The organism is Maribacter algarum (ex Zhang et al. 2020) (assembly GCF_005885635.1).
Taxonomy (GTDB): domain Bacteria; phylum Bacteroidota; class Bacteroidia; order Flavobacteriales; family Flavobacteriaceae; genus Maribacter_C; species Maribacter_C algarum.
In genome coordinates this window covers 510,042-535,680 of the sequence record NZ_VATY01000003.1, presented here as the reverse complement: position 1 = coordinate 535,680, position 25,639 = coordinate 510,042, and the positions used below count along the sequence as shown (strand labels likewise).

20 protein-coding genes are annotated in these 25,639 nt (G+C 37.8%); 11 read left to right on the top strand and 9 right to left on the bottom strand.

Going from position 1 to position 25,639, the window contains the following annotated elements:
• Window positions 1-3 precede the first annotated feature (3 nt).
• From FEE95_RS16015 to FEE95_RS15995, 5 genes are all read left to right on the top strand, one after another.
• Window positions 4-837, top strand: a complete 834-nt coding sequence (locus FEE95_RS16015; protein WP_238474600.1) for a carboxypeptidase-like regulatory domain-containing protein — start codon at window positions 4-6, stop codon at window positions 835-837.
• 51 nt (window positions 838-888) lie between these two features.
• Entirely contained in the window at window positions 889-1,395 is a 507-nt protein-coding gene (locus tag FEE95_RS16010; protein WP_138658997.1) for a DUF6702 family protein, read from the top strand.
• Between the two features lie 62 nt (window positions 1,396-1,457).
• Window positions 1,458-3,722: a M1 family metallopeptidase gene (locus FEE95_RS16005; RefSeq protein ID WP_138659214.1), complete on the top strand. Its 2,265-nt coding sequence runs from the start codon at window positions 1,458-1,460 to the stop codon at window positions 3,720-3,722.
• An 87-nt stretch (window positions 3,723-3,809) separates the two neighbouring features.
• Entirely contained in the window at window positions 3,810-4,136 is a 327-nt protein-coding gene (locus FEE95_RS16000; RefSeq protein ID WP_138658996.1) for a Sec-independent protein translocase subunit TatA/TatB, read from the top strand.
• 1 nt (window position 4,137) lies between these two features.
• The gene (locus FEE95_RS15995; RefSeq protein ID WP_138658995.1) at window positions 4,138-4,698 is read left to right on the top strand and encodes a phosphatase PAP2 family protein; all 561 of its coding nucleotides are present in this window, start codon (window positions 4,138-4,140) and stop codon (window positions 4,696-4,698) included.
• Here FEE95_RS15995 and FEE95_RS15990 read toward each other — a convergent pair.
• On the bottom strand, window positions 4,676-5,317 hold the full coding sequence (locus FEE95_RS15990) for an O-methyltransferase (RefSeq protein ID WP_138658994.1): 642 nt from the start codon (window positions 5,315-5,317) through the stop codon (window positions 4,676-4,678). The two genes, FEE95_RS15995 and FEE95_RS15990, sit on opposite strands and share 23 nt — an antisense overlap.
• A 56-nt stretch (window positions 5,318-5,373) precedes the next feature.
• Between FEE95_RS15990 and FEE95_RS15985 the strand changes: the two genes are divergently transcribed.
• From FEE95_RS15985 to FEE95_RS15970, 4 genes are all read left to right on the top strand, one after another.
• Window positions 5,374-5,847 carry a GNAT family N-acetyltransferase gene (locus tag FEE95_RS15985; RefSeq protein ID WP_138658993.1) on the top strand — a complete coding sequence of 158 codons (474 nt, stop codon included), beginning with the start codon at window positions 5,374-5,376 and terminating at the stop codon, window positions 5,845-5,847.
• A gap of 47 nt (window positions 5,848-5,894) precedes the next feature.
• Window positions 5,895-7,163: a kynureninase gene (gene kynU, locus FEE95_RS15980; RefSeq protein ID WP_138658992.1), complete on the top strand. Its 1,269-nt coding sequence runs from the start codon at window positions 5,895-5,897 to the stop codon at window positions 7,161-7,163.
• Window positions 7,164-7,560: 397 nt separating this feature from the next.
• Window positions 7,561-8,601 carry a M12 family metallopeptidase gene (locus tag FEE95_RS15975; protein WP_171037067.1) on the top strand — a complete coding sequence of 347 codons (1,041 nt, stop codon included), beginning with the start codon at window positions 7,561-7,563 and terminating at the stop codon, window positions 8,599-8,601.
• 139 nt (window positions 8,602-8,740) lie between these two features.
• A complete protein-coding gene (locus FEE95_RS15970; protein WP_138658990.1) occupies window positions 8,741-9,889 on the top strand; it encodes an MFS transporter in 1,149 nt (382 codons plus the stop codon).
• On the opposite strand, the gene FEE95_RS15965 is transcribed toward FEE95_RS15970, so the two are convergent.
• The 3 genes from FEE95_RS15965 to FEE95_RS15955 form a co-directional block, all read right to left on the bottom strand.
• Window positions 9,886-11,049 carry a carboxypeptidase-like regulatory domain-containing protein gene (locus FEE95_RS15965; protein ID WP_138658989.1) on the bottom strand — a complete coding sequence of 388 codons (1,164 nt, stop codon included), beginning with the start codon at window positions 11,047-11,049 and terminating at the stop codon, window positions 9,886-9,888. The genes FEE95_RS15970 and FEE95_RS15965 overlap by 4 nt on opposite strands.
• 41 nt (window positions 11,050-11,090) lie before the next feature.
• A complete protein-coding gene (locus tag FEE95_RS15960; protein ID WP_138658988.1) occupies window positions 11,091-11,747 on the bottom strand; it encodes a hypothetical protein in 657 nt (218 codons plus the stop codon).
• A 122-nt stretch (window positions 11,748-11,869) separates the two neighbouring features.
• Window positions 11,870-13,870: an OmpA family protein gene (locus FEE95_RS15955; protein ID WP_138658987.1), complete on the bottom strand. Its 2,001-nt coding sequence runs from the start codon at window positions 13,868-13,870 to the stop codon at window positions 11,870-11,872.
• Window positions 13,871-14,203: 333 nt separating this feature from the next.
• Between FEE95_RS15955 and FEE95_RS15950 the strand changes: the two genes are divergently transcribed.
• Window positions 14,204-14,752, top strand: a complete 549-nt coding sequence (locus tag FEE95_RS15950) for a ClpP family protease (RefSeq protein ID WP_138658986.1) — start codon at window positions 14,204-14,206, stop codon at window positions 14,750-14,752.
• A 73-nt stretch (window positions 14,753-14,825) separates the two neighbouring features.
• Here FEE95_RS15950 and FEE95_RS15945 read toward each other — a convergent pair whose 3' ends face one another.
• The gene (locus FEE95_RS15945; protein ID WP_138658985.1) at window positions 14,826-15,722 is read right to left on the bottom strand and encodes a PorP/SprF family type IX secretion system membrane protein; all 897 of its coding nucleotides are present in this window, start codon (window positions 15,720-15,722) and stop codon (window positions 14,826-14,828) included.
• 17 nt (window positions 15,723-15,739) lie between these two features.
• Window positions 15,740-21,301 carry a Calx-beta domain-containing protein gene (locus tag FEE95_RS15940; protein WP_171037066.1) on the bottom strand — a complete coding sequence of 1,854 codons (5,562 nt, stop codon included), beginning with the start codon at window positions 21,299-21,301 and terminating at the stop codon, window positions 15,740-15,742.
• 594 nt (window positions 21,302-21,895) lie between these two features.
• Here FEE95_RS15940 and FEE95_RS15935 point away from each other — a divergent pair.
• Complete coding sequence (locus FEE95_RS15935; RefSeq protein WP_138658983.1) at window positions 21,896-23,236, top strand: FAD-dependent oxidoreductase; 1,341 nt, start codon at window positions 21,896-21,898, stop codon at window positions 23,234-23,236.
• On the opposite strand, the gene FEE95_RS15930 is transcribed toward FEE95_RS15935, so the two are convergent.
• From FEE95_RS15930 to FEE95_RS15920, 3 genes are all read right to left on the bottom strand, one after another.
• On the bottom strand, window positions 23,233-23,670 hold the full coding sequence (locus FEE95_RS15930; RefSeq protein ID WP_138658982.1) for a DUF4174 domain-containing protein: 438 nt from the start codon (window positions 23,668-23,670) through the stop codon (window positions 23,233-23,235). The two genes, FEE95_RS15935 and FEE95_RS15930, sit on opposite strands and share 4 nt — an antisense overlap.
• Window positions 23,671-23,759: 89 nt before the next feature.
• A complete protein-coding gene (locus FEE95_RS15925; protein ID WP_138658981.1) occupies window positions 23,760-24,539 on the bottom strand; it encodes a zinc ribbon domain-containing protein in 780 nt (259 codons plus the stop codon).
• 2 nt (window positions 24,540-24,541) lie between these two features.
• Complete coding sequence (locus FEE95_RS15920; RefSeq protein ID WP_138658980.1) at window positions 24,542-25,636, bottom strand: Nif3-like dinuclear metal center hexameric protein; 1,095 nt, start codon at window positions 25,634-25,636, stop codon at window positions 24,542-24,544.
• Window positions 25,637-25,639 lie beyond the last annotated feature (3 nt).

The window sequence follows — 25,639 nt, the reverse complement described above, 5'->3', positions numbered from 1 at the left end:
CTATTGCGTATTCCTAACAAAGACTTTCTTTTTCTGTTGTTGTCTCTTTTTGCAATGAATTTAAGCGCCCAAGAATATAGTTCTGAAATCGAAGGTCGTGTATATAGTAAAAATGGTGATGTGGCAGCAACACATGTGTCGAACGTTACTCAAAATCGTGGTACGATTACAGATGTAAACGGGTTTTTTGATATTTCGGTAAAATTGAATGACACTCTTATTTTTTCAGCGGTTCAATTCAAGAAAAAGGAACTTGTGGTAACATTAGAAATTCTAAACACTAAAAGATTAGAAGTTTTTCTTGAGGAAGTACTAACGCAACTGAGTGAGGTCGTGGTAACTCCTTACAATCTAACCGGAGATATAAATCGTGATGCTAAGAGACTAAAAATAGACCCTATTATCACTTCCTCCACTTTGGGCCTGCCCAATGCTTATGTGAAACCCAAAACCAAAAATGAAAGGAGACTAGCGGAAGCCGATAGTGGGAAATTTATTGAAGGAGCGAGCTATAAACTTGATTCTACTTTCAACCCAATGATAGTTATTAATCTGCATAAGATTCTAAATAGGGTAACAGGAAGAACACAAACGTTAAAAAAATATGTGGCGATTGATAAGGAGATTGTTCTATTGAATACAGTGAAACGATCGTATCACGATTCCATCTACCAACAGGAACTTAAAATACCTAAAGAGAGAATAAATGATTTTATGAATTTTTGTGAAGTAGATTCACTTTATACTGAAGTTGTGGAGTCGAATGATATTTTGCGACTTTGGGAGTTTCTAGAACGGAATAGTCTTGTGTATCGAAAAAACAACCAGCTCGATTGAATTGCATCTTGGCATACCATTTGCTTATTTTTGGAGAATTAAGAAATTGAAATGAAACAATTGAAAAAGGGACTTCTTATTTTACTATTACCACTGCTTGCGTTTACTACAGTACATAAATTTTATGTGAGCGTTACCAATATCGGTTACTCTGAAAAAGATGATGCTTTGCAAATCACAACGCGGATTTTTATCGATGATCTAGAGGCGGTTTTGTTGGAGCGTTATGATATTACCGCAAAATTAGCTACAAATGAGGAATCGAAGCTTGCCGATGAATACTTGGAAAAGTATTTACGACAGAAGTTTCAAATTGAAATAGATGGTGAGAACAAAACCTATGAACTTATCGGCAGAAAATATGACAATGATGTTTGCATTTTTTATCTCGAGCTTACCAAGATTCAATTATCTTCGGTAAAATCCATCCAAATACAAAACGAAATCCTTACAGACCTTTTTGATGAACAACAGAACGTTGTTCATTTTAAAATCAATGGGAATAAGAAAAGCTTCGTCCTCCTAAAATCCGATACTAAAGGAATGTTAAAACTGTAACAATTCTTAAGGCTTTCTTAAAAAACCTTTATTTTTCACGCTGCTAAAAACTATTTCAAATGATGACTAAAATCAAGTATTGTTTCGCATCGCTATTGTTTCTTTTCGGTGCAATGGTAACTGCTCAAGAAAATTCCCCCAAAGAAAGAGAAGGAGGGCATACCAATCAAAGTAAGTTCAAACAGCTTTATGAGGAGTTTTCCACTCCCAACACCTATCGTTCCGCTTCCGGTGCACCGGGTCCTGATTACTACCAGCAACAGGCCAATTATAAAATGGATATTGAATTAGATGATAAAAACCATAGAATTTATGGTGAAGAAACGATCACTTACATTAATAACTCCCCTGACGACCTTGAATTTTTATGGGTGCAATTAGATCAAAATATTCGAACGAAAGATTCTAAGGCATTACTTAAAAATGGGAGCAAAGTAAAAACTGAGGAAACCGTTGAGAATTTTGCTAAAAAATATGTAAACCCAAAGTTTGATGGAGGGTTTAATATTGAACACGTCAAAGATGCTTCGGGAAATGCTTTGCCTTATACAATAAGCTTCACTATGATGCGAATAGATTTGCCTAAACCTCTAAAAAGTAAGGAGCAAATGTCTTTTTCTATCAAATGGGATTATAACGTTGTAAACCATGTGGTGGATAGGGCTCGTTCGGGTTATGAAGAATTTGCAGATGGTAATAGAGCTTATGTAATTGCCCAGTTTTTTCCTAGAATGGCCGTCTACAATGATGTGGAAGGATGGCAAAATCATCAGTTCTGGGGCAATGGAGAATTTGCGCTAAATTTTGGAGACTATGATGTTAATATTACTGTTCCTGCAGATCATATATTAGATGCTACAGGAACACTTCAAAATAGAAAAGAGGTTTTTTCAAAAGAAATGATGAAGCGTTATGAGCAAGCCAAAAAATCATATGAAAAACCTGTAATAATTGTTACGCAAGAGGAAGCTGAAGAAGCTTCTAAAAGCTTTTCTAAGAAGAAAAAGACTTGGAAGTTCTCTGCCAAAAATGTTCGGGATTACGGATTTGCAACTTCAAGAAGATTTATTTGGGACATGCAGGCCGTGAAAATGAGCAACAAAGATGTTATGGCGGTTTCAATGTACCCACCCGAAGGGAACCCACTATGGGAGGAATATTCCACTAAGGCGGTAGCACATACATTGAGATCATATTCATCTCATACATTTGATTATCCTTATCCGAAAGCAATTTCGGTACACGCAAAAAATCAAGGAATGGAATACCCTATGATTTGCTGGAACTATGGTAGACCAAATCCTGACGGTACTTATTCTGACCGTGTTAAATACGGAATGATAAGCGTAATTATTCATGAAGTTGGACACAATTACTTCCCGATGATTGTAAATTCTGACGAGCGTCAGTGGGGATGGATGGATGAAGGTCTTGATACTTTCATGCAATATATGGCTGAACAGGAATTTGGAGAAGCTTACCCGGAAGCGGTTGCCCCGAATAAAGCATATCCGTCAAGAAGAGGAGCTCCGTCAAAAATAGTTCCTTACATGAGTGGTGATCAAAACGCGATTTCACCAATTATGTCCAATCCTGAGAATGTTTATAAATTAGGTCCAAATGCCTATGGTAAACCTGCTACGGCTCTGAATATTCTTCGCGAAACTGTAATGGGAAGAGAATTATTCGATCACGCATTTAAAACCTATTCAAAACGATGGATGTTTAAACACCCGACACCGGAAGACTTTTTCCGTACGATGGAGGAAGCATCTGCGGTTGATTTGGATTATTATTGGAGAGGATGGTTCTACACCACTGACTATGTTGACATAGGGGTTAAGAATTTAAAGAAATATCAGGTAGCGAATAGACCTGCAACTGGTGATTTGTTATCCAAAGTGATTTTGGTAGAAGAGGGAAGTGCTGATTTTGACCCTAATTTGAATGGTAAAGCTGCTTCTGAAACTTCTAAGACCTTAAAAGAGTTCATGATGGATAATATGACTGCTGAAGAAAGATCAGCAGTAAAAGATCCAAAATACATTTATGAAATTACCTATGACAAGCCAGGTGGAATACCAATGCCATTGATTGTTGAGTATACATATGCTGATGGTACGACGGAGAACATTACCTATCCTGCAGAAATATGGAGAAAAAATGACAAAGAAGTTAGTGTTGTTGTGTCCTCTCAAAAAGAACTTACGGGGGTTATCGTAGACCCTAAGGCAGAAACGGCCGATATCGATACTACAAATAATGGTTGGCCAAGAAAAGAAGAGAAGAGTGATTTTGATAAGATGAAAGAAAAGATTAAAGGGTAGAATAGTCTTTAAAGCAATAAAAAGCCCTGTGTAAACCAGGGCTTTTTTTCAGTAAGATGAGTTGGTAAACTTGCTTATATTTGTAATATGTACTGGATGCATTTTTTATTTATTAGTGGGGGTGAGATATTTTTTATCATGTTTATTGTGGTGATGGTTTTTGGTGCAGATAAAATCCCCGGAATTGCCAAGGGTCTGGGTAAAGGTATGCGCCAATTAAAAGATGCTACAGAAGATATCAAACAAGAGATTCAAAGAAGTGCCGAAAAACAAGGAATCGATACTACTATCGTTTCAGATATAAAAAAGGATATCGATGATGTGAAAGGCAATTTGACCTCAGGCCTTTCCAAAGAAATCAATGAAGTAAAGGATGGCGTAGAGAAGTTTTCGGGTTCTATTAAACGAAAATAGAATGTTCGAAAAATTAGTAGAATGGGATAAGCAAACGCTCATCTATCTCAATAATCTAGGCTCTGAACAGTTTGATGCCTTTTGGCTTATAACGACAAATTTCCTTACTTGGATACCACTTTTTCTTTTTATAATTATCCTGCTTTATCGAATGTACAAACCTAAAGAAGGCTTTTGGGTTTTCCTTTCATTTCTGTCAATGTTGATTGTAGTTACGGGGGTCATATTTTTTACAAAAGAATATTTTGGCCGTTTAAGACCAGTCAATGATTCCAGTCTTAATAATCTTTTACGGGTATTGATCAAACCTTCGGATTATAGCTTTATATCTGGTCATGCCGCTAGCTCATTTGCCATAACTACACTTGCAGCTTTGTATCTTAAAAAAGAAACTAAGTGGATTTTTTTGTTGTTATTGTGGCCCATACTTTTCTCCTTCAGCCGGATGTACCTTGGGGTACATTATCCGCTTGATATTTTGTCTGGAATGTTGGTCGGAACTTTTTTTGCATGGATGTTCTATACGATGCACCAAAAATTTAGAGCACCCTACATAATGTGATTCCATCTCGAATGGGTAGCAAAACGGTTTCTACTCTCGAATCTTCTTTTAATTTTTTATTATAATCCAAAAGCACCTTAGTGGCTTTGTCTTTAGGGTCTAGTGGTTCCACAACTTTGCCCGACCACAATACATTATCAGAAAGGATAACGCTTCCCGGTCTCGTTTTTTGAATAGCGGCCTCAAAATAGGCATCATAGCTTTTCTTTTCAGCGTCTATAAATACCAGGTCGAAAATCATATCCAATTTTGGAATAATAGCTAAGGCATCACCTGTATGTTGAATGATTTGATTTCCATAGCCACTTTTATCAAAATATTTCCGCTGAAGTGAAGTCAACTCTTCATTAACATCAATGGTGTGGAGTTGTCCATCTTTTTGAAGTCCTTCGGCCAAACAGATGGCCGAATAACCGGTGTAGGTTCCAATTTCCAATATATTCTTCGGATAGATTAGTTTAGAGAGCATGCTTAAAACCCTACCCTGAAAATGTCCCGTAATCATTCGCGGTTGAATGACTTTTAAGTGTGTCTCTCGAGTTAATTCCTGTAATAATTCGGGCTCGTTTTCCGAGTTATCTTTGATATAATTGTCTAATGCGTCTGACAAAAAATGCATGGTGTATTTTTCCGTAAATATAGTACTTTAGAGTATTGACAATTAGTTATAAATGTATGAGTGATTTTATAGTACGTACCGCCAAACTTGAAGACTTAGCAGTTTTATTAGAATTTGAGCAAGGGATAATAGAAGCAGAACGCCCGATGGATCTGACTTTGGCACCTGACCCTATTTCCTATTACGATATTTCTGAACTCATACGGTCTGAGGAAGCTGAGGTAATTGTGGTTGAATACAATTCTAAGGTCATTGCTTCCGGCTACGCCAAAATCAAAAGAGCACTGCCATACTTACGCCATGAATCTTACTCTTATTTAGGTTTTATGTTCACTGAACCAGATTTTCGTGGAAAAGGAGTGAATAGACTAATTGTTGATGAATTAAAAAAATGGTCAATCGCAAAGGGACTTCAAGAAATAAGACTCACAGTTTACGATGATAACCCAGGAGCGATAAAGGCCTATGAAAAAGTAGGATTTAAAAAGCATCTTATCGAAATGCGGCTAACTGAATCCGATGATATTTAGCTTCTTTAAATCAATATTGAAGTCGTAAATTTGAATAAAAAGCTACAATGCCCTTTCAAAATACTTTAGAGTTTGCCAAAAAATTAGATGCTGAGGATAAAATTCACCAGTATCGCGATGAATTTCATTTTCCTAAAGTGAACGGAAAGCAGGTAATCTATTTTACAGGAAATTCGTTAGGTCTTCAACCAAAACGTACTAGAGAGTTTGTCGATGAGGTTATGAAGGACTGGGAAGAACTGGCGGTAGAAGGACATTTTCATAGCGAAAAACCATGGTGGGATTATCATGAAAGACTCGCAGCACCTTTAGCAAAAGTGGTTGGTGCGAAAACAGCGGAGGTTACTGTAATGAATACCCTGACAGTAAACCTGCATTTGCTGATGGTTTCTTTTTACAGACCAACTTCAACACGTTATAAAATTATTTGTGAGGAAAAGGCCTTCCCCTCAGATCAGTACATGTTTCAAAGTCAAGTTAAATTCCATGGATTGAATCCTGATGATGCTATTGTTGAAATCAAAAAAAGAAATGGCGAAAATCACTGGAGAACCGAAGATATTGTTTCTAAAATAAATGAAGTCGGGGATGAGCTGGCTTTGGTTCTTATCGGGGGAGTCAATTATTATACGGGCCAGGTTTTTGATATGGAAAGCATAACCCGAGCAGGAAAATCTGCAGGAGCATTTGTAGGCTGGGATTTAGCCCACGCAGTTGGAAACGTAGAACTAAAACTCCATGATTGGGATGCGGACTTTGCCGCATGGTGTAGTTATAAATACATGAACAGTGGTCCTGGCAATGCTTCCGGGGTTTTTATCAATGAACGTCACTTAGGAAAAGATGATATCCCAAGGTTCGAAGGCTGGTGGGGTACGAAGAAAGAAACACGGTTCTTGATGAAACCTGAATTCGAACCGATGGAAAATGCCGATGCTTGGCAAATTAGTAATGTTCCTGTACTTTCAGTTGCTCCCTATTTGGCTTCCCTTGAAATGTTTGAAGAAGTGGGTATGCCCACTTTGATTGAAAAGCGCAATAAAATTGTATCCTATTTGGAATTCGTACTCCATGAAATCGATAAAGAAGTTGAGAGTACATTTGAAATTATAACCTCAGAAGATAGAGGTTGTCAGCTTTCAGTTTTTCTTCACGGACAAGGTAGACCTTTATTCGACTATTTGATGAAAAATGGAGTGATTACAGATTGGCGTGAACCCAATGTTATTCGTTTGGCTCCTGCACCCTTCTATTGCTCTTTTGAAGATATGTATCGTTTTGGCCAGATTCTAAAAGCGGGTATTTTGAAAAAATAAGATTTATTTTCTCAGAATTTCTTCTTGATTTTTTATATTTCCATTCTTATCTTCTTATAATCAATTAGTTATAGCTGTATCTTATTCTAATCGAATTTTTTCTTTGAAAATCGAAGAACATATACTTGATTTGATTCGATCTAACACCGATTTTTCTGCGTATCTATTTATAGAAAATGTACCAAGCACTTCATCGTACTTTTTCCGACCACCCCAATTTTAGATACATTTAGGAAGTTCTATAATTACTCGATAATCGAGCTCTTAATACTTTGTGGCTTGTCTTGACACTATAAGGTCTTTTCTTTTCGAAAGTCTCGTGGGCATGGCGCGAAGTTGTTTATTGAAAAAATTTAACCCCAAAATTAAGATGAACATGAAAACTAAAATTAAAAAGATGAAACGTACGAAAAGAATTTTACCACTTTTACTGATGGCTTTAGTATTTGCACTGTTTTTCGGGGCATGCGATACAGATCCTGATATTCTTGATTCTGAAACAGCTTTAGAAGATGAAGAAGTAGCTGTTGATCAAGAAACGAAATTCATCACTAAATACTTTTTAGGCGATGCTGTGAAAGTCCAATTGGAGGAAGATGGAACTTATAGTTTAGGCGGTAGTGATGCGCGCCTTTTTGAGGAGCAATTGTCTGATACGCCTGATGCTTTTGAAGAAAATCCAGAGCCTCAAGATGACCGTACTGCCCTTGCTATTGGTGGGGGTATTCGAAAATGGACCAACAGTACGATTGTGTACCGTATTTCAGGATTGAGCTCATCTGTTCGGTCAGAACTTCAAAAGTCTTTTAACGAATGGACAAGCAAAACCAATGTACGTTTTAAAGAGCGAACTAACGAGTCAAATTATGTGACTATTTCTTCTTCGGGTTCAAACAGTAATTCAGGAGTGGCAACTTTAGGAATGAATGGCTCAAGAGGTTTTATTCGTTTAGGAACCCGTGCAACGGCAGTTGTTATTATCCATGAAATTGGACATACGCTTGGCTATATTCATGAACAGAATAGGCGTGATAGAGATAATTATGTAATAGTTAATTTTCAGAACATCCAGAACAATGCGGTGGACCAATTTTATAAAAGTAATTCTGCGACATTGTTAACTGGTCAACTTGATATCAACTCGACTATGATGTACGGCAGTTATACATTTAGCAAAAATGGGCGACCAACGATAACTGATTTGAATGGTAATGTTTTACCAAGAAGACAGGCAAGAATATCGGCTTTGGACATTCAAGGTACTAATTCTATCTACCCGCCAGCTGGTAATGACCCAGACGGTGATACCAATTCGTGCAATGAGGTAGAGGAATGGTCACCAAGAAAAAGATACTTTGTAGGTGACCGTGTTACCTATCGTGGTAGTTTGTATGAGCGGGATTTCACCAGATGGAATTTCATAAAACAATGTGGATAATATAAACCAGGGGTTATGCTTTAATAAACATTTTAATTTCAGACCTTATTGATACCTTTAAGACCGTCTTTTTTGGCGGTCTTTTTGTTTTTCTATTCTTGGTTTCAATTATCTTAGCTTTCCTTAAACCAAACTTCTAATGAAATCCCTGCGGTTAATTCTTTCAAATCCACGATATTTTGGTCCGGCCTGGGTTTTTGCTAGTTTGAATATTTTATTTGGCACATGGGCTATTTATATTCCAACCGTAAAAGAGACTTTAGAAATTGATAAGTCCGAATTGGGTATTGCTATTTTCTTCTTATCGCTTGGTGTATTTACCGTTTTTCCGGTGGCATCTACAATTATTAATCGTATAGGAGTCGGCAAGGCAACCTGGTATGGCGTGTTATGCAGCTGTGCAGCTGCAATGTTACCTTTACTTGCGCCAAGTTATTATACCCTGATGGCTGGCCTGTTTCTCTTTGGAGCTTCTAATGGCTTTACGGATATCGCCATGAATACTTTGGTCACTGAGGTCGAAAAAAAAGATAATGCAAAGTTCATGTCTGCCGCTCATGGCTTTTTTAGTTTGGGAGGAGTGCTTGCTGGGCTCGGTAGCTTTTTGATTGGTCCTTTGGATAACCCCGTTTTACATATGGGATTCGCTGTAGCCCTAGTATTGATAGTGAATATAATTTTCCATAAAAAATTTCAAGATGTTGTAGCAGCAACCATTGAAAAGGAAGCTTTTAGTCTTAAATTATTCAAACCATTTTTGTTATTGGGATTGATTTCTTTTATCGCCATGGGAAGCGAAGGCGCTATAGTCGATTGGAGTGGATTATATCTCAAGGAAATCAGTATTGCACCGGAAGCAATTTGGGGAGCGGGATTTTTAGGATTTCAAATTACCATGACTTTAGGTCGATTTTTAGGAGACGGAATCAGTTCGAAAATAGGTTCTATCAAAATGGTCGCCTTTGGAACTCTTCTTGTATTAGCAGGTTACGGGTTAGTCCTATCTACAAATATGTATTTGGCTATTTTAGGGTTTTCGTTAAGCGGATTGGGTTTTTCGGTTATGGTTCCCGAGGTATTTCGTATCGGGGGCAACGTAAAGGGTTTTGAATCTTCGCAGGGAATTTCCTTTATAGCAGGTTCAGGCTATGCTGGGTTTCTTTGCGCACCCCCTATTTTAGGTCAAATAGCGGATAATTCTTCTCTAGTAACCTGTTTTTGGGTATTGTTGTTTTGTGCGCTATTTATTTTAGGAGCTACATTTGTTTTACAGAATAAGAAAGTTTAATTCATGTTACTTTTCACCTTGAATTCTTTGTTTTCTTCCCCCATTCTTTTGATGAATTCTTGCATTTCTTCTGTTAGTAAAAGTTGGTTTTGAGAATTCCAATAGTCGGCATTGTAGCGGTGTTTAAGTTTAAAAATATCCTTATGTTCATTGACATTACTTTTGATATCATTCCTTCCAAAGCTTTTTGAGGTGGTTAGAATAATGCGCATTTCATAGACATTAGTATAGGAGTTATTCGGTCCTGAGACTTCAACTTTTCCCTCTCTTTTTCCAGAATTCATAAAGTATAAACCTATGTTTGGGTCTTCCTTAAAAAAAATAGATACCTTATTCTCTAGTAGTCGAGATTCAATTCTCTTTGATTTTTCTTTTTCTGAATGGAATGGAATTACCTTTGCATTAAAAAATAAGATAGCATTGTCTAAACTATTAATAATGTAGTGGCCGAATGTCCTGCCGCTTGTTTCAGGAAGATTTGATTTGAAATCTACGCGGGTTTTTAGTTCATCAACTGATGGTTGTTCTGTTACTTCAAAATCAGGTCCCATAGCATTTAGCCGAACAAATTCCTTGAAAATATTGTGAAATGACGGAAAGATAAAATAAGTATCATCCTCATCTTTTGACACCCCTATTTTGCGCATGTTTTGAATCTCCACCTCAAAGTCCTTCTTCTCAAGCTCAAGATTACCTGCGTAAATCGAGGTTTTTCTTCTCAGACGACCTTGTACATCTTGTAACCTAACAATTTCATTGTTCTTCTTTAGTAATGTCCTTAAAAAGAAAGTTTCCGTATGAGGTTCTAGCAAGTAATTTGTGGCTACGGAATCTTTTATTCTATCATAAATTGTTTTTGCGTTTGTAACAACTACTTCATTTAATTCAAAAACACTTTTGTTTAGAAAAAGGGTGTCCTTAAGTTGATCAAAAGTTGTTTTAAACGTTTTGTATCCAATTCTGTAAAATACGATGGAGTCTAGCGACGTAGAAAATGCATATCGACCCTCCTCATTACTAATGGTAAAATCTTTCCCATTGTAAATATTTACAAATTCAATTGGTTCCTTGGTCTCTGAATCAAGAAGGAAACCCTCATGTTGATTTTGAGAAAAACAAATAGAAAGCGATAGGAAAAAAAAGAGTAATGCAAATTTCATTGGATGGTTTTGTTCGTATTCTAAAACAAATAACATGCCAATTAGTTCACTTCAACCCCAGTAAAATATAATTTAAAACTACCTTCAGCCATTTTATGCATCGTGGCGATGTTGAGCCCGTTTATCATTTCGTAATCTTCAAATGAGGTAATCATTGAAGGTTCAGCTTGATTCGACTTGCGAAAAACCCACTCTTGAATTATCAAATCATCCCCCAAATAAAAATCATAAGCATCTCCCGGGGTATAGCCCCCTTCATTGCCGTAAACTATTGTAAGTTTCTGCATTGTTTTCTTACTTATAGGTGCTTCCGCTTCCATAGAGTGTGTGTGCGTAATGTTGTCAGCATCCCAAACCAATTGATAAGGGGCAAGTAACCAGAACTTGTCATTTATAAAACCTCCATTGGTCTTAAACGCAACACTATCCATATTGGCCCAATTATAGCTGATAGTTCCTTCAGCTGATGTCGCTGAAATGTCGTTGGTTTTAGGTTTCCATGTCCAATCTCTTTCGAAATGTGTTGTGTCGCGATCTACATTAAAGGTAAATTTGATTTCTTCAACGTTTGCCCAATTATCAAATCCGTGAGCATTCGCAACTTTTTGTAGAATAGTCTCTTCCTGTGTGGTTTTAGAAACTATAAAACCTGATGCTGAGACTAAAATGACAAGTGAAACGAATATTATTTTTTTCATGGTTCTCGAATTTCATCAAAGATACATTCTTAAGGCATTTTTTCCTCTGAAAATTTAAATATAAAGAGACAACCTTGTCATTTTGAAGCAAAAACTCTTTTCTAAAGTTTATTTTGGAAGGATTATTTGTTCTTAGTGATTACAGAGTTAAGAATCGGGTCATTACCACCCCTTTTGATTTGAACAATAGGAAATTCGATTCTTTCGCTCATCTCAAACTCCTTATTTGTACAGTCTGAATTGTCGTCACAACCGTTGATTGATTTTCTTTTTCCGAAGCCCTGATATGAGTCAATATTGTTTTCTGAGACACCATTTGCAATCAAATAGTCGTGAATTGATTTTGCCCTTTGGGTAGATAATAAATCATTGTCAATATGACTTCCTAAAGGAAGTGTGTGTGCTTCAATACGAATTACCATATTAGGATAGTTATCAGTCAAAAGATTTACTACTTTATCTAGTTCTAAAGCCGCATCAGCTCGAATATTACTTTGACCATAGTAAAATTTTAGTTTATTTAATCCAGCTAGCACCTTCAAATCTAATACAGGTTCTAAAGCAATATTTTGAGAAATTTCCCTAACCTTCTTAGGCACTTCATGGCATTTGACTTGTATTGATTTGTTCGAATGTGTTTTTCGGTTAACTTCAATCCTGTAATTACTATCGCGATTAATAAAAGTTTTATAACGCCCGTATTTATCAGTTAACAATTCTGCAATTATCTTGTTACTAGTTTGATTTCGAATCGTAACATTTACACTATCTAAAGCTTTTTTGTTAATTACATCGGTAACAATACCTTCAATGGCCAAAGAAGGAACGAACATAAATTTATAGATATCATCACTTCCTAATCCACCATCTCGATTAGAACTGATATAGCCGGTATTACCTGAATCATGTTCGAAGTAACCGAAATCATCGGCAGGCGAATTTATTGGGCTTCCTAAATTTGTAATTCCTATTATTTTGTTTTCCTTGTTTAAAACAGTTGAGAATATATCTAACATACCAAACCCAACATGTCCATCCGAGGTGAAAAAAAGATGTCCCTCTTTATCCATAAAGGGAAACATTTCATTACCTGATGTATTAATAATCGGACCTGCATTTTTAGGTTGACCGATTCCACCTCTTTTATGAATTGGTGCGTAATAAATATCTGACCCGCCATAACCTCCTGGTCTATCGGAAGTGAAATAAAGTCGTTTTCCATCTGATGTTACAAATGGATGTCCAGTCGAATAGTGTTCACTATTAATAGGCAGGTCTTGGTTTACTTTCCATTTTCCCGAAGATTTAATAGCACTGAAAATTTTTAAATTTAACCTAGCGTCTACATCTTTTTTCTTTTTTTTCTTAAAGTAGTTTTTACCCTTAAATCTGAAGTACTTATTACCGGTAAAATAAAGAACCGTCTCTTTTTTATGATTTAAGGAGAACACCATTGAACTTTCATGATAGTCTGAATTAACATTTCCAGGTAATGGTATGGGTTTAGCTAGAGGATCATTCTCTTTTATCATGAAAATATCTAGCCAAGGTTCTCCATTCCAACCATATAATGCTACTTTTTTATTGTTTGTTCGAGCTGATGTGAAATATAAGTTGTCACCATTTACGAAAGCCCCAAAATCACTGTAGGTCGAATTGAAATCAACAGCTTCAACCTCGTAATGGTTTCCTTTATTGTAAGCTATCGGAGCGAGAGATCCATTCTGCAGAAATGTTTTTACCCGTACATCCTTGTTTCCATGTTTGTCATATTTTTTCAACCAAGTCTCTGCACCTTTTTTATCACCCATATTGTACAAAGCCATACCATACATAAAATAGAAATCAGGAGGCGGCGGTGTTGCTGATAGAACGGCCACTTTTAGGTGTGGTATGGCCTTTTCGACATTTCGCATCTTCAAATGACATTCTGCAAGCCTTTGATTTGCATAGTCGGTGTTCTTACCACTATTTAGAAGTTTTTCATATACAGGAATGGCCTCCGCATAGAACAATTCACTAAAAAGGTAATCGGCTTTTTCCTGTAAATTATCTTGTGCTAAACTACTCTGTACTGAAACCAATAAGGTAAAGAGGAAGATTCTCTTTATAATTATTTTCATAATGTTTGTTCTGGTTCTAGTTGAAAGTGTCTTTTGTATTAAGGACGAGACACTTGCAACTGTCCCATAAAGAAAAACCAAAGCCCAAAGGCTATAAAATTTAGCCGTTATATGGTTCTATTATTCGGTCTTTTTACCTCTAAAGAAATGTTGCGTACTTCTTTATTTAGAATTTTTAGTAGGGAAAATGTTTTAAGAGTTAGAAAATCAGCTTATTATGAAGTGAATTCTTAGGTATTTGAAAAACGAAATGTATCAATTGTGCTGAGATAATTAGAATATTATTTTTCCCAAATAATTGATTAATTTTGAAGTTCAACAAGAAATATAAAAATGGGTTCGAAAAAAGGAAAAATACAAGAAGCTATAGACGAAAAAATGCTAGAAGAACGTAAAGTTTTTCTTTGGGGCATGGTTGATGATGATACAGCGAAGCATGTAATAGATCGTTTGTTGTATTTAGATATGCAAAATAATAAAGAGATTCAATTATATATCAATAGTCCTGGAGGGTATGTTACCTCTGGATTTGCGATGTATGATACGATAAAATCATTGAAAAGTCCTGTTTCTACAATTTGCACAGGTTTAGCTGCTTCAATGGGTTCTATTCTTTTATCCGTAGGAAAAAAAGGAAGACGTTTTATTCAACCACATGCTCAAGTCATGATTCACCAGCCAAGTGGTGGCGCTAGGGGACAAGCTTCAAATATTGAAATTCAGGCGAAGGAAATCATAAAGACAAAAGAGCTTAGTGCTAGAATTTTAGCTGACAACTGCGGACAAGATTATGAACGTGTGATGAAAGATTTTGACCGTGATTATTGGATGGGCGCTGAAGAGTCTATTAAATATGGAATTGTAGACGGTATTTTGGAGTAGTATCGCCTTGTCAAGAATATAAAAGCCCTTTTCAAAACATTGAAAAGGGCTTTTTGGTTGGTTATTTTTTCTCTTAGAAGAAACGAGGTGATTTTATTCCGCCCAATCTTTTTATTGGTAATTCGTAAATCAATATAATCTCATGGGTTCCTCCAGTATATGGTCTAATATCTGATGTTGGAAGGTCGTAGGCGTAGCCTAATCGAAAAGAATTTGAAATTTGATAGTCGGCTAGTACTCCAAAGCTGTCGGCGTCATTAAATCGGTATGATGCTCCTAGCCACAACTTATCGAAGAATAAGAAACTTCCCGTAACGTCATAGGTTGCTGGTGCTCCATTGGTGATTTTAGCGATTGCAGTCGTTTTGAATTTGGTATCTCTTCCAACGTCAAAAACAATTCCTCCAATAGTGTAGTAGCTGTTACGTTCGATAGCAGCAAATTCCCCTTGATTTAAATCTGTATTCAAAAGACGGGGAGAAGAAAGCCCTATGTACCACATTCGGCTACTAACATAAATTCCCGCTCCAAAATTGGGATTCCATTGCGTAAAACCTTCACTAAAAAAGGGGTCGTTAATATCAGGTGTGTTCAAATCATAGTTGGTGACACCGCCATTTAATCCGAAGGACATATTCACTGTTCTGCTCAATGGAACAGTGTAAGATACATTTGCGTAAACGTAATTGGTACTTTCATCTCCTAAATTATCGTTGATATAGGAAAGCCCTAAACCAACTCTACTATACTTAACAGGAGAGTGAATAGACAAGGTGCTCGTGGTTGGATTACCTTCAATTCCAGCCCATTGATTTCGATGAAGACCTGTAATATTTAAAGTTTCTCTACTTCCTGCATAAGCCGGATTTACAGACATCGTATTGTAAACATACTGCGTAAATTGGGGCAATTGTTGAGCTCCTGCCGCTGTTGCGACAAAGAATATCAGTATGGCTATAATTTTTTTCATTTCTAACATTTGGGATTTTACTTATCGGATCCAATATAGATGTACCCATTTACAGGTTGTATTTCTGGATCAGATAAGGAAATCATATAATAGTAGGTGCCTGTCGGAAGAATACCCGAACCGCCAAAGGACCCAGTTGGCGCATACCCGCCCCAATCATTACTGTAATCATTAGATTCAAAGACCTTCGTTCCCCATCTATTAAATACCATAACCTGATAGGTATAACCACAATCTTCAAGACCAGTGATTTCGAAATAGTCATTTATGCCATCACCATTTACAGTTATAGTTTTTGATACAACTAAATCATTTATATCACATGGTAAACAATCTGCATTTACATTTATTATATAGTCCGCATAGAATTTACAAGAAGTATCGGTAGACTCGTAGGAAATAAGATATTCTCCCAGTTCAAGATTCATAGGTTCAAAAAGGCTTCCATTTAGGATAACATCACCTTGATTAACTATGAAATTTCCAGTCCTATCAAAGTTAGTTGGCAAAGAATTCAACAAATCTATTGCGTCATCGCCTGTACAAATATCGATTGTAATTGTTTCTCTTTCTAGCTGCATTACAAAGATTATTTGCTGAAAAGAAGCAGTATTGCCACAAGAATCTGTAACATTCCATGTGCGTACAACCATATAATCATCGATTCCCACCGTAAATTCTTCAACTTCGGTAAAATCTACAGTATAATTACCACAACCTCCAGTAAATACTAAGGTTGGCACCTCTGGTAAAGCTTCTCCGCACATTATGGTATGTTCTTCAATGTAAGGTTCGACCATAATTTCGGCCATATCATCATCGTTGATCGTTCCGTTTGCAGCGTTTGTTGTATTGCCATCTACAAAACCTATTCCTAGATTTGATTGAATGTTGGATAGAATAAGTCCAAACCCTTCTGTAGGCTCACTTGCCATGTCATCGGTAATGGGCACCTGAATATCCAAAGAATTAACCGTAGGTGTAAAGGTCAATGTCCCCGAAGTCGTTGTAAAGTCCCCTGGATTAAGGGCGGTACCCTCATTGGTGGTGTAATCCACGGTCACGTTTTCGGAGATGGCCCCGGTAAGGGTCACGGTATACACCGCAAAGGCGTCGGTTCCCTCGGTAACTACTACATTGGTGTTCGTAAAAGCTATTCCATCGCCAGGGTTGGCATCGTCATCGTTGATGGTAGTATTGGCCGTATCGGGACCAACGATACCCAATCCAAGATTGGACTGTACATTTGAAAGTACAACAGTAAAGTTTTCACTAACCTCGATGATATTATCGTCGGTAATGGGCACCTGAATATCCAAAGAACCTACTGTTGGAGTAAATGTAAGTGTACCGGTTGTAGTCACAAAGTCCCCTGGATTAAGGGCGGTACCCTCATTGGTGGTGTAATCCACGGTCACGTTTTCGGAGATGGCCCCGGTAAGGGTCACGGTATACACCGCAAAGGCGTCGGTTCCCTCGGTAACTACTACATTGGTGTTCGTAAAAGCTATTCCATCGCCAGGGTTGGCATCGTCATCGTTGATGGTGCCGTTGGCGGTGTTGGTGGTATTTCCATCCACGAATCCGATTCCCAGGTTCGATTGGATGTTGGAAAGTGTTACGGAGAAATTCTCCTGCACTTCGATGATATTGTCGTCGGTAATGGGCACTTGTATGTCCAAAGAACCTACTGTTGGAGTAAATGTAAGTGTACCGGAAGTCGTTGTAAAGTCCCCTGGATTAAGGGCGGTACCTTCATTGGTAGTGTAATCCACGGTCACGTTTTCGGAGATGGCCCCGGTAAGGGTCACGGTATACACCGCAAAGGCGTCGGTTCCCTCGGTAACTACTACGTTCGTATTGGTAAATGCTATTCCATCGCCAGGGTTGGCATCGTCATCGTTAATGGTAGTATTGGCCGTATCGGGACCAACGATACCCAATCCAAGATTGGACTGTACATTTGAAAGTACAACGGTAAAGTTTTCACTAACCTCGATTACGGCATCATCGGTAATGGGCACCTGAATATCCAAAGAACCCACAGTTGGTGTAAATGTAAGTGTACCGGTTGTAGTCACAAAGTCCCCTGGATTAATGGCGGTACCTTCATTGGTGGTGTAATCCACGGTCACGTTTTCGGAGATGGCCCCGGTAAGGGTCACGGTATACACCGCAAAGGCGTCGGTTCCCTCGGTAACTACTACATTGGTGTTCGTAAAAGCTATTCCGTCACCAGGGTTGGCATCGTCATCGTTGATGGTGCCGTTGGCGGTGTTGGTGGTATTTCCATCCACGAATCCGATTCCCAGGTTCGATTGTATGTTGGAAAGTGTTATTGAAAAGTCTTCCTGTACCTCGATTACGGCATCATCGGTAATGGGCACCTGAATATCCAAAGAATTAACCGTAGGTGTAAAGGTCAATGTCCCCGAAGTTGTTGTGAAGTCCCCTGGATTAAGGGCGGTACCCTCATTGGTGGTGTAATCGACGGTCACGTTTTCGGAGATGGCCCCGGTAAGGGTCACGGTATACACCGCAAAGGCGTCGGTTCCCTCGGTAACTACTACGTTCGTATTGGTAAATGCTATTCCATCGCCAGGGTTGGCATCGTCATCGTTAATGGTAGTATTGGCCGTATCGGGACCAACGATACCCAATCCAAGATTGGACTGTACATTTGAAAGTACAACGGTAAAGTTTTCACTAACCTCGATGATATTGTCGTCGGTAATGGGCACCTGAATGTCCAAAGAACCTACTGTTGGCGTAAACGTAAGTGTACCGGTTGTAGTCACAAAGTCCCCTGGATTAAGGGCGGTGCCCTCATTGGTGGTGTAATCCACGGTCACGTTTTCGGAGATGGCTCCGGTAAGGGTCACGGTATACACCGCAAAGGCGTCGGTTCCCTCGGTAACTACTACGTTCGTATTGGTAAATGCTATTCCATCGCCAGGGTTGGCATCGTCATCGTTAATGGTAGTATTGGCCGTATCGGGACCAACGATACCCAATCCAAGATTGGACTGTACATTTGAAAGTACAACGGTAAAGTTTTCACTAACCTCGATGATATTGTCGTCGGTAATGGGCACTTGTATGTCCAAAGAACCTACTGTTGGTGTAAATGTAAGTGTACCGGTTGTAGTCACAAAGTCCTCTGGATTAAGGGCGGTACCTTCATTGGTCGCGTAATCCACGGTCACGTTTTCGGAGATGGCCCCGGTAAGGGTCACGGTATACACCGCAAAGGCGTCGGTTCCCTCGGTAACTACTACATTGGTGTTCGTAAAAGCTATTCCATCGCCAGGGTTGGCATCGTCATCGTTGATGGTGCCGTTGGCCGTGTTGGTGGTATTTCCATCCACGAAACTGATTCCCAGATTTGAAACAATGTTCGAAAGTACAACGGTAAAGTTTTCGGTATTCTCGATTATTGAGTCATCAGTAATGGGCACTTGAATATCGAAAGAACCTACTGTTGGTGTAAAGGTCAATGTACCTGAAGTGGTTGTAAAGTCACCTGGATTAAGGGCAGTACCTTCATTGGTGGTGTAATCCACGGTCACGTTTTCAGAGATAGCACCGGTAAGTGTCACGGTATACACCGCAAAGGCGTCGGTTCCCTCGTTAACTACTACATTGGTGTTCGTAAAAGCTATTCCGTTACCAGTAACAAGGTCATTATCTAGAATTGAGCCTCTAGCTGTATCATCCAAGAGAGTAATATTTGCTATGGAAGAGGCAGTTATGTCGAATGTTTCAGTAACTTCTATAATACTATCATCTAAGGCGGGAATATCAAAGGAAGTATTTCCGGTTCCCGTAGGAACGGTGAACGTATTTGCAAGTGCATAATCACTCGCTGAGGCGGTAATATTGGTATATGCTAGGTTTAAAATAGCATCCTCCGCAAGTAAGTGTGAAGATGAAATATTAAAAACTATATTATCTCCTTCTGTTGCTGAACCATCACCTATAGATAGTACTGGTGTTACGTAAAGAAAAGTAGGGTCATGGTTCCCTATACCGCATATATCAACCGTACCAGAACTTAAGGTTCCGACAGTATTAGGGTTTGTTTCACCCGTAAAAGTTGCCAGGGCTTGTAGACCTATTGCAGCACTACAAGTAACGCACTCATTGTTGATGAAAAGATTAAAATCTAGTTCATATTCTGGGTCATCGGTATCGGTATAGCCATCTTCTACGAAAAAACGTAATTCTCTTGTTGCATTGTCAAAGTTATAGGTAACACCTGGCGGTAACGGTTCTGTATTGAGAAATTCTACCTGTGGAGGAAGTGTAAGTGCAATCTCTAGATTTTGAATATTATCGTTTCCGACGTTTTTTATACGAATTTCTACGGGAGCATTGTCACCCGGATCAAAGTTGGACCCGATTACATTAGTCGTAAAACTTAAGGCTCCTAAGCTTGGTTCAAAGACTTCAACGCTAATCCCCATTAAGTACAAGGAATATAAATCACCGCTAGAAGTCATTTTTATAGTAGTTGAGGTCTGATTGTTATCTATGAGCTTGTTACCATTGTTTTTTAACTCAAAATGACCTGCATCAAAACCAAGCGTATTCGTACTTGCAGGATTTCGATTTAAAAAGTCATTCCCATCAACTGTAATACTACTTCTAAAGAAGTTATTTTCATCTCTAACACTGGTCGAAATCCCTTGAAAAACTCCGTCGGTATCTTCAATTCGCAATTGATCATCAAAAAGACTTCGATCACCATCAATAGAACCAAATAAAATATTTGCATTTACTTTTCCATTTGGGACCGTTTGAAATCCATTAAAATTGACATCATAATTATTAAATCCTCCAGCAGTATGCACAATGGCAAAGCCATCAAATAGAGTAACATTACGTTTGACTAAGTCTGGACTTTCATATACGAAAATGATTTGCCATCCACCGGTAACGCCTGCGTTATTGTTGTTGTGCGAGTATAGTGACCCTTCTGTCGCTTTTAAGTTTGCTACCTGATATGTGCCAAAAGGATTAGCGAGTGCATTTACCACATCGGTAATATCTTTTACAGCTGCATAACCGTCATTTTGGTAGTGGTCAGGCCGTCCTTGGTACATGACATCATCTGCGGTAATTGTAGTATAAGTTGATTCTCCTGGAAGCATCAACATGATGTCTCTGTAGTCCCATACAGGTTCAGGATTTCCATCACCAGTAATATTCCCATTATCGATACCGTACTCTTTGTCGGCAGCTGACCAATAGAGATATGCCTTGTTTATCGTAAGACATGGGCTAGAAGGGGATGGGTTTGCAAAATTGGCACTGCTAGAGTTAAAAGTACTTGGATCAGAATCGATATCAACAAAAACCCTTAGGTTATCTTGATTGTTTTCACCTCCTATATATGAATTTGTGGGATGTGCTGAGGTGACGTTATTGGCAATCATAGTCATATCACCATTGATTGCTTCAGAATATCTTGGAGTAAAGGGAGTCTCTAGTTGAGCGAATGCCGCAAATGATAGTAGCATAGTTCCCACATAAAGAATTGATTTCAGGTATTTTGTCTTAGAAGTAATATTGCACATAAGCATACCTTTTGTAACCTTACATAACAATGAATAGAGAAAATAAAATCTTACTGCGGAGTAAAAATTATAGTATTTGCCATTGCATTGCAGTTGTGTTGATTTCTTGAAAATGTTAAATAGGTTAAATTTACTTGGTCAAAGAACGGCATAAGACACTCTATATTGCTTATTAAATAGTTTAAAACCTCAATATTTAGGGTAACTGACAGAGAATTCGACCATGTGTAAGAATTGTAAGACGTAGGAAAAAGGGAAATTTTTTTAACATCTCGGTAAAGTGTAGAAAAACTGCCATGAAGCAATGCGCATCGGAAGTTCTAATGGCTTGAATATTAAAGTAATAGCAAAAGAAAAGTCCTTCACAAACCTAATGTGAAGGACTTTTTTGGATATATATAGACGCTCTCGCGGAATGTTTATCTATTTACGATATTAAAGCTGCTATTGGATGATGTTAGAGCGTTAAAATTGTAATAAATTCTAGCCAAAAATACTTTTCTGTTATGTTAGACCTATTTAAGGACAGTTCCTTACAAGAGAAACCTATTTTTATTAACTTTAAATTCTATTCCACAAACTACGAATAGATATATGTCGCAAACTTCTAAAAACATTGCCATCATAGGATCTGGGTTAGTAGGTTCTTTATTAGCAATATACCTCAAAAGACATGGTCACTCCATAACTGTTTTTGATCGTCGTCCAGACATTCGTAATATTGAATTTTCGGGTCGTTCAATCAATCTTGCCATGAGCAATAGAGGTTGGAAATCACTGCGAGAGGTTGGGCTTGAAACTGAAATTAAAAAGATTGCCATTCCTTTAGATAAAAGGGCAATGCATCTTGTTGGTCAAACTGAGTATTATCAAAAATACGGTAAAGAAGGAGAGGCTATTTGGTCAATATCCAGAGGGGTTTTAAATCGAAAAATGATTGATTTGGCTGAAAATGCTGGGGTGATTTTCAAGTTTGAGGAAAAAGTTTGGGATGTTGACCTACCAGAGGCTAAACTATACACTGGTGATACTGAAAAAGGGCATTGGGAAGAATATCAATTCAATCTTGTCTTTGGGTGCGATGGCGCCTTTTCAAGAGTACGTCATAAGATGCAAAGGCGCAGTCGCTTTGACTATTCACAAGATTTTATCGATGTAGGATACAAAGAGCTGACCATTCCTGCTAATACAGATGGCACACATAAACTTGATAAAAACTCATTTCATATTTGGCCTCGAGGCAAATTCATGTTGATTGCCATGCCCAATTTAGATGGTAGTTTTACTTGTACACTTTTTATGCCTTTTGAAGGAGAAGTTTCCTTTGAAATCCTAAAAACCAAAGAACAGGCGAAATCTTTCTTTTTAACTTATTTTCCTAATGTAATGCAAGTTATGGATGATTTGTTGTTGGATTTTTTCAAAAATCCAACAAGCGCCATGGTAACCATGAAATGCTACCCGTGGACGTATTGGGACAAGGTTGCCTTGGTAGGTGATTCGGCACACGCTGTAGTTCCTTTTTACGGACAAGGTATGAATGCGGGCTTTGAAGATATTAATGTGCTAAATCAAATTATCGAAAAGCATGGAGATGATTGGGAAGCTATTTTTCAAGAATATCAAAAGGAGCGAAAACCAAATGCAGATGCAATTGCAGAATTGAGTTATCGCAATTTTTTAGAGATGAGCAGTAAAACAGCGGACCCTAAATTTCTATTGCAGAAGAAGATTGAAAAACTTTTCGCAGCTAGGCACCCCGAAAAATGGATTCCCGCCTATTCTCGTGTTACTTTTTCCGATCAGCCGTATTCAGAAGCACTTGCCTTAGGAGATGCTCAGGAAGCTATTATGCAAAAAGTAATGGAAATACCGGAAATTGAGTCGAAATGGGATAGTAAGGAGATAGAAGATACAATATTAAGCCTGCTCTAATCTATTTTCCTTGTGTCGCTCATTTCAGTCTTGCGCATGGGCATACTATCTATCAATTCAATAATCTCTGAAGTATGTACTATAAATTCCTCTTTTAATTTAGTTGTACCATCTTTCCCGATAAGTACTAAGCCTTCAAAGTCCGAGAGTCCGTATTTGGTTATTATCGAATCGGCTTGCAGCTCTGTCTTTGTAAGCATTCCATCATATACTCCTTTATTATTAACTAAAAACAAGACTACTTCCCTTTCGAGCAGTTGTTGAGCATTTGATTTTAGCCGTTTGAGCTGTGCTTGTAACCAATCAGAATTTAGATCTGTGTCTTTTAGAAGAATAACACGATTTTTCCATTGATAGCTATCCAAATCCTGCGACAATACCTTTGATGAGGACATAAAAAACAATAAAACCAGAAAAGGTGCTATAACTCGCATGAAACTTTTTAAGTGTTGTTATAAAATTAAATAAAAAAAGCCATTCGCTTGAAAACGAATGGCTATGAGTTTTTCAAGGTCAATTAGCTTTACAATTTAGCAAACATCTTTTGCATTTTCTCCTGCTCCTCTTCAGCTAAAACTGGGTCAACTAATATTCTACCACTATGCTCGTCAGTAATAATTTTCTTTCTAGAAGCAATTTCTACCTGAACCTGAGGAGGAATGGTAAAGAAAGAACCACCTGAAGCTCCCCTTTCGATAGGTACAACTGCTAAACCGTTCTTCACGTTCTTTCGAATTCGTATATAAGCTTTCACTAAACGCTCTTCTATGTCCTTTTGAAACTTTTCAGATTTTCCTAAAAGTGCTTTTTCTTCCTTTTCAGTTTCAGCTAAAATCGCATTTAATTCACTCTTCTTGTGCTTCAAATGTGTTTCTCTTTCGCCCAAACGCTCTTTGGTTTCGGCAATAACCACTTTCTTTTGTTCTATTTGAGCTTTGAATTCTTTAATGTTCTTTTCTGCCAATTGAATTTCTAATTCTTGAAATTCCAATTCCTTAGTAATGGAATTGAATTCACGACTATTGCGAACATTCTTTTGTTGTTCAGTATACTTTTTAATCAATGCTTTTGACTCATCGATTAAATTCTTCTTAGCTGTAATTTCAAAGTTGATAGTCTCAACATCAGTCTTTAACTTATCCATTCTAGTCTTAAGACCCAATACATCATCTTCAAGATCTTCAACTTCTAAAGGAAGTTCACCGCGAACGTTGCGAATTTCATCAACTCTAGAGTCGATTAATTGCAAATCGTACAACGCTCTTAACTTGTCTTCTACAGTTGCTTCTGCTTTTTTTGCCATATCTATAAATACTTGATTGGATTGGTTTTACTTTCCGCTAACCGGACTGCAAAATTAGGAATTTTTTTCGTAAGATAATCAACTAAAAGGTTTTTTGTAAACTGCTCAGTTTCATAGTGTCCGATATCTGCAATAACAATCTGGTCTTCCGCTTCGTAAAATTGATGGTACTTTATGTCAGCAGTTATAAAAACATCAGCTCCCGCTGCCTTTGCGGCCGAAATAGCAAAAGCACCACTACCCCCTAAAACAGCGATTTTTTGAACCGATTTCCCTATTAGATTGGAGTGTCGAATACCAGAAGCATGCATGGTTTTCTTTACATGGTTCAGAAAAGGCATTTCTTCCATCGGATTTTTTAAGGTTCCAATCATTCCCATGCCGATATGTTGATTGGTGTTTTCTAGGGAATAAACCTCGAAAGCTACCTCGTCATACGGATGATTTTTAAACAAGGCGTTCAACACTTTCCCTTCCTGTGATTTTTGATAGGTCACATGAATTTGCGTCTCTTTTTCGAAGTGAATTTCACCAATATTTCCCTTAACGGGATTAGCATCTGTTTCAGCTTGAAAACTTCCGGTGCCTTCATTGACAAAACTACAATGGCTGTAATTTCCAATGTTTCCCGCCCCAGCTTCGAAAAGTGCATTTTTCAAAATTTCAGCATCTGCCTCCGGAACGTATGTAGTTAATTTTTTAATAGTCCGTTTTTGTGGAATCAATATTTCTGGATTTTCAATCCCTAGTACTTCACAAATTTTTGCATTGACTCCATCTTTACTATTATCGAGGGCCGTATGCATACTATAGATGGTAATGTTATTTTTTATTGCTTTTATGACAACTCTTTCCACATAGGTCTTTCCGGTTATCTTTTTGAGTCCGCTAAAAATGATAGGGTGGAAGCTAACGATAAGATTACAATTGTTTTCAATTGCCTCATCTACAACATTTTCCAGAGTATCTAAAGTTACCAGAATTCCTGAAACTTCAATGTTGGTGTCACCAACTAGAAGTCCCACATTATCAAAATCCTCCGCGTAGGCTAAAGGTGCTAATTCTTCAAGTATATCGGTAACTTCTTTTACTAGCATTCT

Bases quoted from the DNA above. Each gene is read 5' to 3' on its own strand.
- FEE95_RS15945 (WP_138658985.1), bottom strand. From the start codon at position 15,722: ATGAAAAAAATTATAGCCATACTGATATTCTTTGTCGCAACAGCGGCA.
- FEE95_RS15920 (WP_138658980.1), bottom strand. From the start codon at position 25,636: ATGCTAGTAAAAGAAGTTACCGATATACTTGAAGAATTAGCACCTTTA.
- FEE95_RS15970 (WP_138658990.1), top strand. From the start codon at position 8,741: ATGAAATCCCTGCGGTTAATTCTTTCAAATCCACGATATTTTGGTCCG.
- FEE95_RS16005 (WP_138659214.1), top strand. From the start codon at position 1,458: ATGACTAAAATCAAGTATTGTTTCGCATCGCTATTGTTTCTTTTCGGT.
- kynU (WP_138658992.1), top strand. From the start codon at position 5,895: ATGCCCTTTCAAAATACTTTAGAGTTTGCCAAAAAATTAGATGCTGAG.
- FEE95_RS15995 (WP_138658995.1), top strand. From the start codon at position 4,138: ATGTTCGAAAAATTAGTAGAATGGGATAAGCAAACGCTCATCTATCTC.
- FEE95_RS15985 (WP_138658993.1), top strand. From the start codon at position 5,374: ATGAGTGATTTTATAGTACGTACCGCCAAACTTGAAGACTTAGCAGTT.
- FEE95_RS16000 (WP_138658996.1), top strand. From the start codon at position 3,810: ATGTACTGGATGCATTTTTTATTTATTAGTGGGGGTGAGATATTTTTT.
- FEE95_RS15950 (WP_138658986.1), top strand. From the start codon at position 14,204: ATGGGTTCGAAAAAAGGAAAAATACAAGAAGCTATAGACGAAAAAATG.
- FEE95_RS15935 (WP_138658983.1), top strand. From the start codon at position 21,896: ATGTCGCAAACTTCTAAAAACATTGCCATCATAGGATCTGGGTTAGTA.
- FEE95_RS15930 (WP_138658982.1), bottom strand. From the start codon at position 23,670: ATGCGAGTTATAGCACCTTTTCTGGTTTTATTGTTTTTTATGTCCTCA.
- FEE95_RS15955 (WP_138658987.1), bottom strand. From the start codon at position 13,870: ATGAAAATAATTATAAAGAGAATCTTCCTCTTTACCTTATTGGTTTCA.
- FEE95_RS15940 (WP_171037066.1), bottom strand. From the start codon at position 21,301: ATGTGCAATATTACTTCTAAGACAAAATACCTGAAATCAATTCTTTAT.
- FEE95_RS15960 (WP_138658988.1), bottom strand. From the start codon at position 11,747: ATGAAAAAAATAATATTCGTTTCACTTGTCATTTTAGTCTCAGCATCA.
- FEE95_RS15925 (WP_138658981.1), bottom strand. From the start codon at position 24,539: ATGGCAAAAAAAGCAGAAGCAACTGTAGAAGACAAGTTAAGAGCGTTG.
- FEE95_RS15965 (WP_138658989.1), bottom strand. From the start codon at position 11,049: ATGAAATTTGCATTACTCTTTTTTTTCCTATCGCTTTCTATTTGTTTT.
- FEE95_RS16010 (WP_138658997.1), top strand. From the start codon at position 889: ATGAAACAATTGAAAAAGGGACTTCTTATTTTACTATTACCACTGCTT.
- FEE95_RS15990 (WP_138658994.1), bottom strand. From the start codon at position 5,317: ATGCATTTTTTGTCAGACGCATTAGACAATTATATCAAAGATAACTCG.
- FEE95_RS15975 (WP_171037067.1), top strand. From the start codon at position 7,561: ATGAAACGTACGAAAAGAATTTTACCACTTTTACTGATGGCTTTAGTA.